11 protein-coding genes are annotated in these 14,609 nt (G+C 71.1%); 7 read left to right on the forward strand and 4 right to left on the reverse strand.

The window, feature by feature from the left end; genetic code table 11:
- The first annotated feature begins 38 nt into the window (after nucleotides 1–38).
- From AB0J16_RS43925 to AB0J16_RS43940, 4 genes are read left to right on the forward strand one after another with little or no spacing between them, the layout of a single operon-like run.
- Nucleotides 39–1,607, forward strand: coding sequence for a carboxyl transferase domain-containing protein (locus tag AB0J16_RS43925; RefSeq protein ID WP_358551284.1), 1,569 nt, complete (start codon nucleotides 39–41; stop codon nucleotides 1,605–1,607).
- 20 nt (nucleotides 1,608–1,627) lie between these two features.
- Nucleotides 1,628–3,643 (forward strand): biotin carboxylase N-terminal domain-containing protein, encoded by a 2,016-nt coding sequence (locus AB0J16_RS43930; RefSeq protein WP_358551464.1) that lies wholly within the window; start codon nucleotides 1,628–1,630, stop codon nucleotides 3,641–3,643.
- Entirely contained in the window at nucleotides 3,643–4,554 is a 912-nt protein-coding gene (locus AB0J16_RS43935) for a hydroxymethylglutaryl-CoA lyase (protein ID WP_357642855.1), read from the forward strand. The genes AB0J16_RS43930 and AB0J16_RS43935 overlap by 1 nt, the downstream gene beginning before the upstream one ends.
- Before the next feature lie 6 nt (nucleotides 4,555–4,560).
- Nucleotides 4,561–5,697: an acyl-CoA dehydrogenase family protein gene (locus tag AB0J16_RS43940; RefSeq protein ID WP_358551286.1), complete on the forward strand. Its 1,137-nt coding sequence runs from the start codon at nucleotides 4,561–4,563 to the stop codon at nucleotides 5,695–5,697.
- 5 nt (nucleotides 5,698–5,702) lie between these two features.
- On the opposite strand, the gene AB0J16_RS43945 is transcribed toward AB0J16_RS43940, so the two are convergent.
- From AB0J16_RS43945 to AB0J16_RS43960, 4 genes are read right to left on the reverse strand one after another with little or no spacing between them, the layout of a single operon-like run.
- Nucleotides 5,703–6,467, reverse strand: a complete 765-nt coding sequence (locus AB0J16_RS43945) for a hypothetical protein (protein WP_358551288.1) — start codon at nucleotides 6,465–6,467, stop codon at nucleotides 5,703–5,705.
- Nucleotides 6,464–8,032: a serine/threonine-protein kinase gene (locus AB0J16_RS43950; protein ID WP_358551290.1), complete on the reverse strand. Its 1,569-nt coding sequence runs from the start codon at nucleotides 8,030–8,032 to the stop codon at nucleotides 6,464–6,466. The genes AB0J16_RS43945 and AB0J16_RS43950 overlap by 4 nt, the downstream gene beginning before the upstream one ends.
- Nucleotides 8,033–8,034: 2 nt before the next feature.
- The gene (locus AB0J16_RS43955) at nucleotides 8,035–9,636 is read right to left on the reverse strand and encodes a serine/threonine-protein kinase (RefSeq protein ID WP_358551292.1); all 1,602 of its coding nucleotides are present in this window, start codon (nucleotides 9,634–9,636) and stop codon (nucleotides 8,035–8,037) included.
- Between the two features lie 4 nt (nucleotides 9,637–9,640).
- Entirely contained in the window at nucleotides 9,641–11,275 is a 1,635-nt protein-coding gene (locus AB0J16_RS43960) for a serine/threonine-protein kinase (protein WP_358551294.1), read from the reverse strand.
- A 36-nt stretch (nucleotides 11,276–11,311) separates the two neighbouring features.
- Between AB0J16_RS43960 and AB0J16_RS43965 the strand changes: the two genes are divergently transcribed.
- From AB0J16_RS43965 to AB0J16_RS43975, 3 genes are all read left to right on the forward strand, one after another.
- Nucleotides 11,312–12,223, forward strand: a complete 912-nt coding sequence (locus AB0J16_RS43965; RefSeq protein WP_358551296.1) for a hypothetical protein — start codon at nucleotides 11,312–11,314, stop codon at nucleotides 12,221–12,223.
- 109 nt (nucleotides 12,224–12,332) lie between these two features.
- Nucleotides 12,333–12,767, forward strand: coding sequence for a GNAT family N-acetyltransferase (locus tag AB0J16_RS43970; protein WP_358551298.1), 435 nt, complete (start codon nucleotides 12,333–12,335; stop codon nucleotides 12,765–12,767).
- Nucleotides 12,768–12,973: 206 nt separating this feature from the next.
- Nucleotides 12,974–14,584, forward strand: a complete 1,611-nt coding sequence (locus AB0J16_RS43975) for a carboxylesterase family protein (RefSeq protein WP_358551300.1) — start codon at nucleotides 12,974–12,976, stop codon at nucleotides 14,582–14,584.
- The last annotated feature ends 25 nt before the right edge of the window (nucleotides 14,585–14,609 follow it).

Below are 14,609 nucleotides of genomic sequence, written 5' to 3' on the forward strand. Positions count from 1 at the left end.
ATGATGACTAACATCGGCCTCATAACGGAGGGGGATACATGAGCGACTGGCCGGTGCTGAACTCGGCCGCGGACCCCGGCAGCGAGGCGTACAAGCACAACGCCGAGCTCAACGAGCGGCTCGCCGCCGACCTGCTGGAGCGCCTCGCCGCAGCCGCCGCGGGCGGTCCCGAGCGGTCGCGGCAGCGCCACGTCGAACGTGGCAAGCTGCTGCCGCGCGACCGCGTCGACGGCCTGCTCGACCCCGGTTCCCGCTTCCTGGAGCTGTCGCCGCTGGCCGCCAACGGCCTCTACGACGACCAGGCGCCGGCCGCCGGGATCATCACCGGTGTCGGCCGGATCACCGGGCGCGAGTGCGTGGTCGTGGCCAACGACGCCACCGTGAAAGGCGGCACGTACTACCCGATCACCGTCAAGAAGCACCTGCGCGCGCAGGAGGTGGCGCTGCACAACCACCTGCCGTGCGTGTACCTGGTCGACTCGGGCGGCGCCTTCCTCCCCAAGCAGGACGAGGTCTTTCCCGACCGGGAGCACTTCGGTCGCATCTTCTACAACCAGGCCACGATGTCCGCGCGCGGCATCCCGCAGATCGCCGCCGTGCTGGGATCGTGTACGGCGGGCGGCGCGTACGTCCCGGCCATGAGCGACGAGGCCGTCATCGTCCGCGACCAGGGCACGATCTTCCTCGGCGGCCCGCCGCTGGTGAAGGCCGCCACCGGCGAGGAGGTCACGGCCGAGGAGCTGGGCGGCGGCGACCTGCACGCCCGCGTCAGCGGCGTCACCGACCACCTGGCCGACGACGACGCGCACGCGCTGGCCATCGTCCGCGACATCGTCTCCACGCTGGCCCCGAGAGCCGAGCGGCCCTGGGACCGGGTCGAGCCCGAGGAGCCCCGCCACGACCCGCGCGACCTCTACGGCATCGTGCCCGCCGACACCCGCCGGCCGTACGAGGTGCGGGAGATCATCGCGCGGCTCGTCGACGGCTCGCGGTTCCTGGAGTTCAAGGCCGAGTACGGCGCGACGCTGGTCACCGGCTTCGCCCACCTGCACGGGCACCCGGTCGGGATCATCGCCAACAACGGCATCCTGTTCAGCGAGTCCGCGCTGAAGGGGGCGCACTTCATCGAGTTGTGCGACCGCAGGCGCATCCCGCTGGTGTTCCTGCAGAACATCAGCGGGTTCATGGTCGGCAAGGCGTACGAGGCGGGCGGCATCGCCAAGCACGGCGCCAAGATGGTCACCGCGGTCTCCTGCGCCAGGGTGCCGAAGTTCACCGTGGTGATCGGCGGGTCGTTCGGCGCGGGCAACTACGCGATGGCCGGGCGGGCGTACTCTCCCAGGTTCCTGTGGATGTGGCCGAACGCCCGCATCTCGGTCATGGGCGGCGAGCAGGCCGCGAACGTGCTCACCACCGTCGGTAACGCCGACCCGGAGGCCATCAGGGCGCAGTACGAGCACCAGGGCAATCCCTACTACTCCACGGCCCGGCTGTGGGACGACGGCGTGATCGACCCGCTCGACACCCGTACGGTCCTCGGCCTGGCACTCTCCGCGGCGGCCAACGCCCCGCTCGACCCCGTCGGCTACGGCGTCTTCCGGATGTGACCACGTTGACCACGCTGCCCATGTTCACCCGTGTTCTCGTCGCCAACCGGGGCGAGATCGCCGTCCGGGTCATCCGCACGCTGCGCGCGCTCGGCATCACGTCGGTGGCCGTCCACACGGCCTCGGACGCGGACGCCCGCCACGTCCGCGAGGCCGACACCGCCCTCCAGATCCCGAAATATCTGGACATGGGGGCGATGGTGGCGGCGGCCGAGGCGTCCGGGGCGCAGGCCGTACATCCTGGATACGGGTTCCTCGCGGAGAACGCCGAGTTCGCCCGCCGGTGCGCCGAGGCGGGGCTGGTCTTCGTCGGCCCGCCGCCCGCGGCCATCGACGCCATGGGGGACAAGATCCGCGCCAAGGCCACCGTCTCGGCCGCCGGGGTCCCCGTGGTGCCGGGCGGCGCCGAGCCCGGCGACTCGCTGCTGTCCTGGACGGACTTCCCCGCGCTGATCAAGCCGTCGGCGGGCGGGGGCGGCAAGGGCATGGTGCTGGTCCGTTCGGCGGCCGAGCTGCCCGACGCGCTGGAGTCGGCCCGCCGTACGGCCCGCTCGGCGTTCGGCGACGCGACCCTGCTGATCGAGCGCTACGTCGAGAACCCCCGCCACATCGAGATCCAGGTGCTGGCCGACACCCACGGCAACGTCGTCCACCTGGGCGAACGCGAGTGCAGCCTGCAACGCCGCCACCAGAAGATCATCGAGGAGGCGCCGTCCCCCTTCGTCGACGCCGCGATGCGCGAGCGGATGGGCGCCGCGGCGGTGGAGGCCGCCCGCGCGGTGGGCTATGTGAGCGCGGGCACGGTCGAGTTCATCGTCGACGGCACGACCGGCGAGTACCACTTCATGGAGATGAACACCCGCCTCCAGGTGGAGCACCCGGTCACCGAGCTGGTCACGGACCTCGACCTGGTGGAGCTCCAGCTCCGGGTCGCGGCGGGCGAGCCGCTGCCCTTCACCCAGGACGAGGTACGGCTTCGCGGCCACGCCGTCGAGGCCCGCGTCTACGCCGAGGACCCGTCGCGCGGCTTCTTGCCCACGGGCGGCCGGGTGCTGCGCCTTGCGGAGCCCGGCGGCGTGCGGGGCGGCTCGGGACTGGGAGACAGCGGCGTCCGGATCGGCTCGGGACTGGTCGAGGGTGGCATCCGGGTCGACTCGGGGCTCGTCGAGGGCGGTGTCGTGGGCAGCGAGTTCGACCCGATGCTGGCCAAGGTCATCGCGTGGGCGCCCACGCGGGAGGCGGCCTTCCGGCGGCTCGACCAGGCGCTCGCCGAGACGGTCGTGCTGGGCGTGATCACGAACGTGCCGTTCCTGCGGGCGCTCGCGGCGCACCCGGAGGTGCGGGCGGGCGAGCTCGACACCGGGCTGGTCGAGCGGGTCCTGCCCGCGCTGGTCCCGGCCGCCGGACCGCCGGACGAGGTGCTGGCCGCCGCCGCGCTGGTCTTCCACACCGTGCCTCAGGGCTCGGATCCGTGGGAGGTCGCGGACGGCTGGCGGGTCGGCGAGCGCGCGTGGACGACCTGGCGGCTGGAGTCACGGGACGGCGTCCACACGATCCAGGTACGCGGCCTGCCCGAAAAATCATCAGAAATCCGCATCGGGTGCGCACGCCAGGAGACCGGGGAGGCCGTTCAGGCCAGGCTCCTGATCGATAGCGCCAAGCTGACCGTCACCCTGGCCGGCCGTACCCAGCACTACACCCACGCCCGCCACGACGACACCCTCTGGCTGGGCAGGGACGGACAGTCCTGGGCCCTGACCCGCCACCGCATCGGTGACCCCGGCGACCGCCCCGGCACCGCGCACGCGGGCGACGGCGTGGTCAGAAGCCCCATGCCCGGCACCGTCCTGGTCGTCAAGGCCCAGCCGGGCGACCAGGTGAGCGCGGGCCAGCCACTCCTCATCGTGGAGGCCATGAAGATGGAACACACCGTCACCGCCCCTTGCGATGGACGGGTCACCGAACTGCCCGTACAGGCGGGCCAGCCGGTCGACATGGACGCCGTCCTGGCCGTGGTCACCGCCGGGGAGTCCTGATGCGCAGGCCGTACCCGATGGAGGGCCTTCCGCACCAGGTCACCGTCTACGAGGTGGGGCCGCGCGACGGCCTGCAGAACGAGTCCGCGATCGTCCCGGTCGAGGTGAAGGCCGAGTTCATCGACCGGCTCGCCGACGCGGGCCACCGGGTGATCGAGGCCACCAGCTTCGTCCACCCGACCTGGGTGCCCCAGCTGGCCGACGCGGAAGAGCTGCTCACCAGGCTCGACCGGCGGCCGGGCGTCCGCTACCCGGTGCTCGTCCCGAACGCGCGCGGCCTGGACCGGGCGCTGGCCCACGACGTCGAGGAGATCGCCGTCTTCGCCAGCGCCACCGAGACCTTCGCCGCCAAGAACCTGAACCGGAGCCTGGAGAGCCAGTTCGACATGTTCGAGCCGGTCGTGGCCAGGGCGATCGACAACGGCGTCAAGGTCCGCGCGTACGTCTCGATGTGCTTCGGCGACCCGTGGGAGGGCCCGACACCGATCGCCCAGGTCGTCGCGGTCGGCGAGCGGCTGCTCGGCCTGGGCTGCCACGAACTGTCGCTCGGCGACACGATCGGCGTCGGCACCCCGGGCCACGTGACCGCGCTGATCGAGTCGTTCCGCGATCCCGACCGGCTGGCCGTGCACTTCCACGACACCTACGGCCAGGCCCTGGCCAACACGCTGGCCGCGCTCCGGTCGGGCGTGACCGTCGTCGACGCCTCGACCGGCGGCATCGGCGGCTGCCCCTACGCCGAGTCGGCCACCGGCAACCTCGCCACCGAGGACCTCGTGTGGATGCTGCACGGACTCGGCATCGACACCGGTCTCGATCTCGACAAGCTCGTGTCCACGAGCACCTGGCTGGCCGAGCGGCTCGGCCGCCCCAGCCCGTCCCGCGTCGTCCAGGCCCTCGCGAAAGGCTGACCCACCATGCTGACCGACGAGTACGAAGAGCTGCGCAAGACCGTCGAGGCGTTCGCCCGCGACGTGGTGGCGCCGGTGATCGGCGACTACTACGAGCGGGAGGAGTTCCCGTACGACATCGTCCGCCGGATGGGCGCGATGGGCCTGTTCGGCCTGCCCTTCCCCGAGGAGTACGGCGGCATGGGCGGCGACTACTTCGCGCTCTGCCTGGCCCTGGAGGAGCTGGCACGCGCCGACTCCAGCGTGGCGATCACGCTGGAGGCCGCGGTGTCGCTGGGCGCCATGCCGATCTACCGATTCGGTACGCCCGAGCAGCGGGCGACCTGGCTGCCGGAGATGGCGGCGGGCGAGACCCTCGGCGCGTTCGGCCTGACGGAGCCCGGCGGCGGCTCCGACGTGCCCGGCGGCATGCGCACCACGGCCACGCTCGACGGCGCCGAGTGGGTGATCAACGGCACCAAGGCGTTCATCACCAACTCGGGCACCGACCTCACCGGCGTGGTCGGCGTCGCCGCGCTGACCGGCGAGCGGGAGATCTCCACCATCCTCGTGCCGTCCGGGACGCCCGGCTTCACGGTCTCGAAGAAGTACTCCAAGGTCGGCTGGAACGCCTCCGACACCAGGGAGCTGTCCTTCTCCGACTGCCGCGTCCCCGCCGCGAACCTGCTCGGCGAGCGCGGCCGCGGCTACGCCCAGTTCCTGCAGACCCTCGACGAGGGCCGCATCGCCATCGCCGCCCTCGGCGTCGGCCTGGCCCAGGGCTGCGTGGACGAATGCCTGCGCTACGTCAGGGACAGACGCGCGTTCGGCCACCCGATCGGCCACTACCAGGCCATCCAGTTCAAGATCGCCGACATGGAGGCCCGCACCCACACCGCCCGCCTGGCCTACTACCACGCGGCCGAGAAGATGCTGGCCGGCGTGCCGTTCAAGAAGGAGGCGGCGATCGCCAAGCTCGTCTCCTCCAACGCCGCCATGGACAACTCCCGCGAAGCGACGCAGGTCTTCGGCGGCTACGGGTTCATGAACGAGTTCCCGGTGGGCCGCTTCTACCGCGACGCCAAGATCCTGGAGATCGGCGAGGGCACCAGCGAGGTCCAGCGCATGCTGATCGCCCGCCAGCTGGGGCTGGGCGACCTGTAAACCGATCAGTTCGACGTGCCGAGCTTCTCGGCGACCGATCTGGCCACGTCCAGGGCGCCCTTGGTGAGCCTGCCCGTCGGGTCCTCGGTGACGCGCCGCTGGTAGGCCACCTGGATCACCGCGTTGCTGACCCGGACGCCGACGGTCGCGGTGGTCGGTCCCTTACCCGTGTCGCCGGGCAGCGTGTAGAGGGTGGTCCAGGAGGCGTCGCCGACGGGCGGCACGGCGGGGGTGGAGGTCTTGGCCAGAAGTACGGCCTCCTGCCGCTGCGCGACGAACTGCTCGTGCGCCGCTGCCACGTCACCCGGGAAGACCTTCACGTACACCTGGAGCCGGAACTGCATGTTGCCCGGCATCCCCGACCCGGGCGCGAGCGTCGACCACTCGCACTCCTCGGCCTTGATCTGCGACTTGTCCGGGAACAACGTCAGCTTCTTGACCAGGTCCTCGTCCGTGACCGTGCATGGGTCGACGGTCTTGGTGAACATGGCGGCCCCGGTCGGCGCGGGCTCGCTCGTGGTGGCCTGCTCGCTGGGCGAAGGCTGGCTGACTGAGGGCTCGACCGCCCGCGTGGTCTTGACGGGTACGGCCACGGCCTCCGACTTGTCGGGCTGCCGGGTGAGCAGGAACAGGACGGTGAACAGCATGAGCACGACCACGGCCGCCGCCCCGCTCAGGATCGCCGGCGTCACCCGCAGCCCGGGGCGGGACTGCTGGGTGGGAGCGGTGCGCGGCACGGCCGCGGTCGGGAAGTCATTTTGCTGGTTCATCGTGCCTTCTGGAGGGTGTCGGCCACCGCGCGGGCGGTCTTGAGAGCGGTGTCCCGGAGTTGGGGGGTCACCTTCGTTCGCTTCGGATGGCTGGCCTCAACCTGGATGATCACGTTGCTGACCCGCATCCATATGGTGGTCGTCGAGGTGTGGGTGATGCCGGCCTCGTTGTCCTGGGCGGCCGCCTCGTCGCCCGCGCGCACCGTCCTGGTGCGCGAGATCGTCACCGTCTGCTGGCTGCCCGCCTTGGTGTCGCGGGACCGTACGGTCTGGGTGAAGGCACGTTCGGCGGCCTTGACCGTGCCGGAGTACTTGACCTTGAGGTTGATGGACGGGCGGTCGATGAGCCCGACCATGCCGACCGACCAGTAGCATTCGCTCTCGTCGTAGAGGGCGGGCTGCTTGGAGTGGGAGCCGGGCAGGACGGTCCGCGCCTGGTCGTCGGTGAGCAGGGCGCACGCCTTCGGCGGCTGACCGAACTGGCCGTCGCCCCTGGCCGGTGCGGTCGGGGGCGCCGTGGTGGGAGAGGGCGCCGGGGTCGGGGGCGCCGTGGTCGAGGCGGGCTGGGCGACCTGGGTGGCCGGCGCCGTGGCGGTGGGAGAGCCTCCGGAGCTGTTGACGAGTACGACCGCCGTGACCGCTACGGCCGTACCCGCCGCCAGACCGCCCAGCACGAGCGGCGTACGGCGGCGCGGGTGAGCGCGGACCGGGATCGTGGCGGGCGCGGTCTCGCGCGGCCGGACGGGCAGCGGGACCGCCAGTGACTCCAGGTGCGCCCTGATGGCCCGGGGGTGCGGACGGGCGGCGGGGTTGCGGTCGAGCATCGCCAGAAGCAGGCCGGCCAGTGGGCCCGAGTTGACGGGTGGCGGTGGTGGCAGCGTGAGCACGGCCGCGACGATCGCCATCGCCGAGTCGCGCTCGAACGGCGCCCGGCCCTCCGCGGCCAGGTACAGGGTGGCGCCGAGCGACCACAGGTCGGCCATCGGGCCCGCGGGCTCGCCGCGCAGGTGCTCGGGCGCGATGTAGCCGGGGGAGCCCGCGACGTCACCGGCGTGCGCCGCGGCGGCGGCCGTACCCGCGCCGGGGGCGTCGCCCGTGTGCGCAGCGATGCCGAAGTCGGTCAGCACGACCTCGCCGACATCGGTGATCATCACGTTGCCGGGTTTCACGTCCCTGTGCAGGATGCCGCGGTGGTGGGCGGCCTCCAGCGCGTCGAGCACGCGCAGGCCGATCGTGGCGACGTGGCCGGGCGGCAGCGGGCCGCGCGTCTTGACCAGATCGCCCAGCGAGGTGCCCGCGAGCAGGTCCATGATGATCCAGGGCTGGCCGCCCTCGGAGATCACGTCGTGCACGGTGATGATCGACGGGTGGTTCAGCGCCGCCGCCGCCCTGGCCTCGCGCAGCGTGTCGATCAGGGCCCGCTGCTGGTCCTGGCCGGGCGGCAGCCGTACCTCCTTGACCGCGACCTCGCGGTGCAGCAGCTCGTCACGCGCCCGCCACACCGTGCCCGCGCCGCCCGCCCCGAGCGGGGCGAGCAACTGGTAGCGTCCGGCGATCACGCGCATGGTCAGGAGGCCTTGGCGTCGAGGTTCGCGGCCAGGAACTTAGCCGCCCGCGCGGCCTTGTCCCGCAGCGTGGCGTCCTTGGCCACGTCGTGCACGAAGCGGAACTCGCCCACCATGTTGCCGGTGCGGAAGAGTACGTGTACCTCGGCCTCCGCCTTGTCGTTGAACTTCACCCGGGAGATCTCGTACGCGATGGCCTCCTCGCCCGCGCCGGGGATCTCGAAGACCTCGCCCTGCTTCTCGCCCGAGCCGCCCCTGCCCGCCTTGTCCTCGGCTTCCTTCCGCGCCCCGGCGATGTGCTCCTGCGCGAGCGTGGTCTCGTAGCCGTCGCCCTGCGGCGCGTAGAGCCAGAGTGTCAGGAAGACGCTCAGCTCCTTGCCCGCCGGGGGGAGGCCCGTGGTTGACCACGCGCATCTGAACGTCGGGTCGGTCGAGGAGGTGATGAACGCGCCGACGAGCTGGGTGGCCTGCGCCCTGGTGAGCAGCTGGCAGGGCCGGGGGACCTTGGAGAACTTCCCGGCCGGCAGCGTGACCGCGGGCGAGGGACTGGCGGAAACCGAGGCCGTGGGCGCCGCGCTCGTCGGGGCGGCCTTGCTCGGCGCCGGCTTCGTGGTCCGTGCCGCCGCCGACGGCGTGGCCTGCGGCGGGGCGGCGGACGACCCCATGGTCAGGATGAGCGTGACCGCGACGACGAACGCCACGACCACGGCCGCCGCCGAGCCGTACGCGGCCGTGCGCGAGACCACCCACGCGGGCGCGGGCGTCCTGACGGTGGGCACCGCGTGGCCCGCCACCTGCTCCAGTCCCCGCCGCAGCGCGCGTAGGTCGGGCCGGTGGGCGGGGTCCTTGGCCAGCAGGCCGAGCAGGAGCGGGGTGAGCGCGCCGGCCCGCTGCGCCGGTCTGGGCGGCTCGGTCATCACCGCGCCGAGCGTGGCCAACGCGGTGTTGCGCTGGAACGGCGGCACGCCCTCCACCGCCGTGTAGATCGTCGCGCCGAGCGAGAACAGGTCGGACGGCGGTCCCGGCGCCACGCTCTCGGTGAGGCATTCGGGCGCGGTGAACCCCGCAGTCCCCACCGGCACGCCGCCCTGCTGGGGACCCGTTTGGGCCGCACCCGTCGGGGCGGCGATGCCGAAGTCGGACAGCAGGATGCGGCCGTCGTCGGCGAGCAGCACGTTGCCCGGCTTGACGTCGCGGTGGAGCAGGCCGCGCGTGTGCGCCGAGGCCAGCGCCGAGAGCACGAACAGCCCGATCGAGGCCGCCCACGGCGCCCCCATCGGCCCGCCGGCCTTGACGACCTGGTCGAGCGAGCGCCCGCGGACCAGCTCCATGATGATCCACAGCTGGCCGCCGTCGTCGATCACGTCGTGGATGCCGACCACGGCGGGGTGCCGGATCCCGGCCGCCGCGCGGGCCTCGTGCAGCGTACGGTGGCGCAGCGCGGCCTGGTCGGCGGGGGAGAGGTTCAGCGGGAGCAGTACCTGCTTCACCGCCACCTCGCGGCCGATCATGGTGTCCTGCGCGCGCCAGACGATGCCCATGCCGCCGCGGCCGAGCTGTTCGAGCAGCTGGTAGCGGCCGCCCACGAGTCGCGGTTGGTTCATTGCCTCACTCCTGGCGGTTCAATGCCTCGGCCAGCCATCGCGCGGCGTCGCGCGCCCCCTTGCGCAGGGCGGCGTTGTCGCCGATCTTGTTGACGTTGACGTAGCCGATCTGGACGTTCACGTTGCTGAGCCGGAAGACCACGGTGACGTTCTCGGCGTTGCCCTTGGGGCTGACGAGCTCGTAGCCGTACGCCTCATCGCCGATGCCGTCGATGTCCTCGACGTGGCGGCGCTGCTGTTTGATCCCCTTGGTGAGGCCGACCTCCGGCCAGGTCCACGTGATCTCCGCTCCCTCGTAGGCACCGTTGCGCCGGCCGATGTAGTCCTCCTCGGCGTCTTCCGGGACCGTGCTCCACCTCTCGGGCCCGCCGATGTTGGCCAGTACCTCGGCGGACAGTCCCTTGCCGCGGGTGGTCCACTCGCACATGTCGCCGTCGCGCTTGCCCTTGCCCGCGCCGGGCACGAGCTTGGCGACCTGCGCTGGGGTGAGCAGTGTGCACAGGTTCACGGCTGCGGTGAACTTGGGGGTCTTCGCCGGCTCGGGTTCCTCGCTGGGGGTGGGAGTGGGGGACGTGGTGTGCGGCTGCCGCGTCACGGTCTCCGCCACGGGTGTCGCGGGGGTGTCCGCGGGCCGCAGGGCCACGAACGCCACCGTACCCGCCACCACCGCCGCCGCGACCACCGCGCCGCCGACGATGAGCGGCAGCCGGCTCGCGCGCCCGGCCATCGGCTGCGTGACCGCCAGTGCCGGGCCGCCCTCCGCGACCCGCCGCAACAGCTGCTCGGCCGCCTGTGGGGCGGGTCTCTGGTACGGGTCGCGGGCCAGCATCATCATCAGCACCGGCCCGAGGTTCCCGGCGCGCTGGGGCGGCCGGGGCGGCAGGGTCAGGGCGTCACGCAGCACCGACATAGGGGAGGTGCCGACGTACGGAGCCTGACCCTCCACGGCCGCGTACAGCGTGGCGGCCAGCGACCACAGGTCCGACTCGGGCCCGCCGCGCTCGCCGCGCAGTCGCTCGGGGGCGATGAACCCGGGCGACCCGATCAGCAGCCCGGACTCGGTGATCGTCGCCTGGTCCTCCAGCCTGGCGATGCCGAAGTCGGTCAGCACCACCCGGCCGTCGTCGGTCAGGTACACGTTGGCGGGCTTGACGTCGCGATGTTGGATGCCGTGCGCGTGGGCGACGGACAGCGCCTCCAGCACCCGTAACCCGATCGCCGCCGTCCGCTCCGGCGACCACGGGCCCTCGGCGGCCACCGCGTCCTTGAGGTCACGGCCTCGGAGGAGTTCCATGACGATCCACGGCCGCCCGTCCTCGGACAGTACGTCGTGAATGGTGATGATGCCCGGATGCCGCAGCTGGGCGGCCGCCATCGCCTCGCGCATGGCCCGCTGAAGCGCCTCCGCCCGTTCGGCCGGGGCGAGGGACTGCGGGAGCAGTACTTCCTTGATGGCGACCTGGCGGTCGAGCAGCTCGTCGTGAGCCAGCCAGATGGTGCCCATGCCACCCTGACCGAGCGCCCGTAGCACCCGATAGCGGCCTGCGATTTTGGAATCCCCCAGACCAGGCACGTTGGAGACCATAGTGTGCAAGACTTTCGGTTCGCTATATTTCCATCCCGGACGCGTCAACAGCATCCCATTCGTAATGATCCGCCGCGATGAGGGGTGGCCATGATCCAGGGCCCGCAGGCACCGCAGGCGCCGCCCGTTCCGCCGGCCTCGTACTGGCCGGACGCCGGCGGCGAGCGGCCCGTCTCGTCGAAGGCGCCCGGCTGGGCCAAGGGCGTGCTGGCGGGGGCCGCGGCGGTGGCGGTGCTGGGCGGGGCGCTCATCGCGGTACGCAACGTCGGTCAGGAGGCGCCTCCGGTCGCGCTGCCGTCGCCCTCGTTCGACCTGCCGTCCACGCTGCCCTCGTCGCTGCCCTCGTCGTCCGGGCTGCCTTCGTCGTCCGGGCTGCCCTCGGAGGCGGCTTCGTCGGATCCGGCCGAGACGCCCGCGGCCACCTCCACCTTCCCGCCGCTGAAAGCGGTGCCGGAGGTGTGCGACCTGCTGCCCGCGAGCCTGACCACGCGGCTCGCGCCCAAGTCGCAGTCCGCGCCGGGCGTCCAGAAGGACGGTTACGGAGCGCTGCGCAAGGGCTGCGAGTGGACCCAGACGTCCAAGAACATCAAGAACGGCACCCTGGAATCGCGGACCATCCACCTGGCCGTCAACGTCTGGCCCAGCGTCGCGGCCGCGAGGGACGACGCCGAGTTCAACTTCCGCTCGATGAAGGACATGGCGGGCACCAAGGAGGAGAACCCCGGCCTGCGGTTTCTGAGCACGTACGGTGAGATGAAGAACTTCGACGGCGTCGGCGACGAGACCCACGCCATGTACACCCAGAACCTCAAAGGCACCACGAACGTCTGGGCCTACATCGTGATGGGCAACACGACGATCAACGTCCGCTACTTCGGCACCGACAACAAGAACGGTGACATCCTGGCCCAGGGCAAGGACACCCAGCCGGTCGCCGAGGACGTGCTCATGAAGGGCGCCCAGGAGGTCGCCGAACAGGCCGTCAAGGCGCTGACGAGCTGACCTGACCAGACCGGCCCGCTGTCCTGAGCGGGCTGACGAGGCGACATGACCGGGCTGACGGGCTGACCTGAGTGGACGGCGGCCACGCCACGACTTAAGGTCGTACGACATGACGTCAGACGATCTCCACATCAGGAGAGCGGAGAAGGCCGACGCGGACGAGCTGTTCGCCTTGGCGATGGAGTTCGGGCTGACCTTCAGGCCCGAGCGGGACGCCTTCGACGCGGCGCTGCCGCAGTTGCTGCGCGATGACGACGTCATGCTGATCGCGGCCGTGGTGGGCGGCCGGGTGCACGGTTATCTGCTGGGGTTCGTCCACCTGACGCTGTTCGCCAACGGGCCGGTCGCCTGGGTCGAGGAGGCGATGGTGCAGAGCGGGTCGCGCCGGCAGGGTATCGGGCGGGCGCTGCTGGTGGAGTTCGAGGCGTGGGCCCGTTCGCGGCAGGCCGGTTATGTGGCCATGGCCACGCGGCGGGCGCCCGAGTTCTACCACGCGCTGGGCTACGAGGCGTCGGCGACGATGTTCAGGAAGATCCTCCGCTAGCGCCGACGGCGTCGCACCGTCCAGGGCGCTTCGGTAGGTGAATGGGTAACGTTACCCATATTTCGCGATGGACTATTAGGGCATCGACGCCTATGGTCGGGGGAAGCGTGGAAAACGTTACCCATTGACTGCAGGCTAGTCCTGCATGCGTGTGCGCTCTCCAAGAGAGGAGCCTGATGGCGGGCTCGGGAATGAACCGCAGGGCGATGATCGGCACGTCGTTATCCGTGGTCGCCGCCGTGATGGGTGAGGGCTCCCCGGCACTCGCGCGGGGAACTGGGCGAACGGACGAGGCGGCAACCCGTTACGGCAGGGTGCGCGGGAGACGCGAGGACGGCATCGTCAAGTTTCTCGGCGTGCCCTACGCCACGCCGCCGCTCGGCGAGCTCCGCTTCAAGGCTCCGAAGCCGCCCACGCGCTGGACCGGCGTGCGCGACGCAGTGAACTTCCCCAACCCGGCATTCCAGGCAGCGGGCAACGAGATGGGCCCCAACGGCAACGGCCGGATGCCGGCACCCTCTGAAGACTGCCTCTATCTCAATATCTGGACCCCGGCCGCCGACTGCGAGCGGCGGCCGGTGATGTTCTACAACCACGGCGGCGGCTACATGATCGGCTCCGGTTCCGCCACCGGGCAGGACGGCACCCATCTGGCGCAGCTCTATGACGTGGTGGTGGTCGAGTCCAACCACCGGCTGGGCCTGCTGGGCTATCTGTTCCTGGGCGATCTCGCCGGCGGCGACTACGCCGCCAACCAGGGGATGCTGGACATTCTCGCGGCGCTGCGCTGGACCAGGGAGAACATCGAGAATTTCGGCGGCGACCCCGACAACATCATGGTCTGGGGCGAGAGCGGCGGCGGCGCCAAGACCGCGGCCGTCTACACCATGCCGGATGCCGCGTCGCTGTTCCACAAGGCCTCGATCGAAAGCGCCGCACCGCTGCGCTTTCCCACCCGCGAAGGCGCCACCGCGCGGGCCGAGCGCACGCTGGAGCTCTTGGGACTGACCACGGCCGACATTCCCCAGCTGCACGACATTCCGGCTGGGAGGCTGCTCGAGATCCAGCAGTCCGAAGCCGCGAACGGCGTCGCGCCCTGGGGCGACCCCGGCCCGCTCCCCGGCTTCGGCGCCTTCGTCGATGGCGCCATCATTCCGCGGCATCCCTTCGCCGACGGCGTCGCGTCCTTCTCGGCCGGCAAGCCGCTGATGTGCGGCACATGCCGCGATGAAACGGTGTTCTTCAGCCTCTTCGGGCCGCCCGACATCTTCCGCATCGACGAGGCCGGCCTGCGCAGAGAGCTGAGTCGTACGTACCAGGGTGCCGAGCTCGACCAGATCATCAGGACCTTCCACGCGTCGCGGCCCGACGCGACGCCGGCGCAGCTCTACTTCGCGATCACGACCTCGCCCATCTGGCGCGACGCGATCAAGATCGCGGAGGCCAAGGTGGCGCAGCGCGCCGCGTCTGTGTTCATGTACCAGCTTGCCTATAAGAACCCGACCGTGGTGCCAGGCACCGATTTCCCCATCGGCTCGCCGCACGCGTCCGACATCAACCTCAAGTTCGCCAACACCGACAAGAACCTCGACTTCTTCCTCTACGCCGATCAATCGCCGGGGCGGCTGGCGACCGCGCGGCACATGAGCGCACTGTGGGCGGGCTTCGCCCGTAAGGGCCGTCCCACTGCGGCGGACGTGCCGAGATGGCCCGCCTACACGCTGAAAGACCGTGCCACGATGTGGCTCGACGCCGAGTGCGAGATCGTCACCGATCCGGACAAGGACGAGAGGTTGTTCTGGGAGAACCGCGCCTGAGGCGCGTCGCCCGTACTGGTGATCA

Origin of the sequence: Nonomuraea sp. NPDC049750 (assembly GCF_040659625.1) — a bacterium.
Taxonomy (GTDB): Bacteria; Actinomycetota; Actinomycetes; order Streptosporangiales; family Streptosporangiaceae; genus Nonomuraea.

Excerpts from the sequence above, each read along its gene's own strand:
- AB0J16_RS43925 (WP_358551284.1), top strand. The coding sequence starts at position 39 with ATGAGCGACTGGCCGGTGCTGAACTCGGCCGCGGACCCCGGCAGCGAG.
- AB0J16_RS43930 (WP_358551464.1), top strand. The coding sequence starts at position 1,628 with ATGTTCACCCGTGTTCTCGTCGCCAACCGGGGCGAGATCGCCGTCCGG.
- AB0J16_RS43935 (WP_357642855.1), top strand. The coding sequence starts at position 3,643 with ATGCGCAGGCCGTACCCGATGGAGGGCCTTCCGCACCAGGTCACCGTC.
- AB0J16_RS43940 (WP_358551286.1), top strand. The coding sequence starts at position 4,561 with ATGCTGACCGACGAGTACGAAGAGCTGCGCAAGACCGTCGAGGCGTTC.
- AB0J16_RS43945 (WP_358551288.1), bottom strand. The coding sequence starts at position 6,467 with ATGAACCAGCAAAATGACTTCCCGACCGCGGCCGTGCCGCGCACCGCT.
- AB0J16_RS43950 (WP_358551290.1), bottom strand. The coding sequence starts at position 8,032 with ATGCGCGTGATCGCCGGACGCTACCAGTTGCTCGCCCCGCTCGGGGCG.
- AB0J16_RS43955 (WP_358551292.1), bottom strand. The coding sequence starts at position 9,636 with ATGAACCAACCGCGACTCGTGGGCGGCCGCTACCAGCTGCTCGAACAG.
- AB0J16_RS43960 (WP_358551294.1), bottom strand. The coding sequence starts at position 11,275 with ATGCTGTTGACGCGTCCGGGATGGAAATATAGCGAACCGAAAGTCTTG.
- AB0J16_RS43965 (WP_358551296.1), top strand. The coding sequence starts at position 11,312 with ATGATCCAGGGCCCGCAGGCACCGCAGGCGCCGCCCGTTCCGCCGGCC.
- AB0J16_RS43970 (WP_358551298.1), top strand. The coding sequence starts at position 12,333 with ATGACGTCAGACGATCTCCACATCAGGAGAGCGGAGAAGGCCGACGCG.
- AB0J16_RS43975 (WP_358551300.1), top strand. The coding sequence starts at position 12,974 with ATGATCGGCACGTCGTTATCCGTGGTCGCCGCCGTGATGGGTGAGGGC.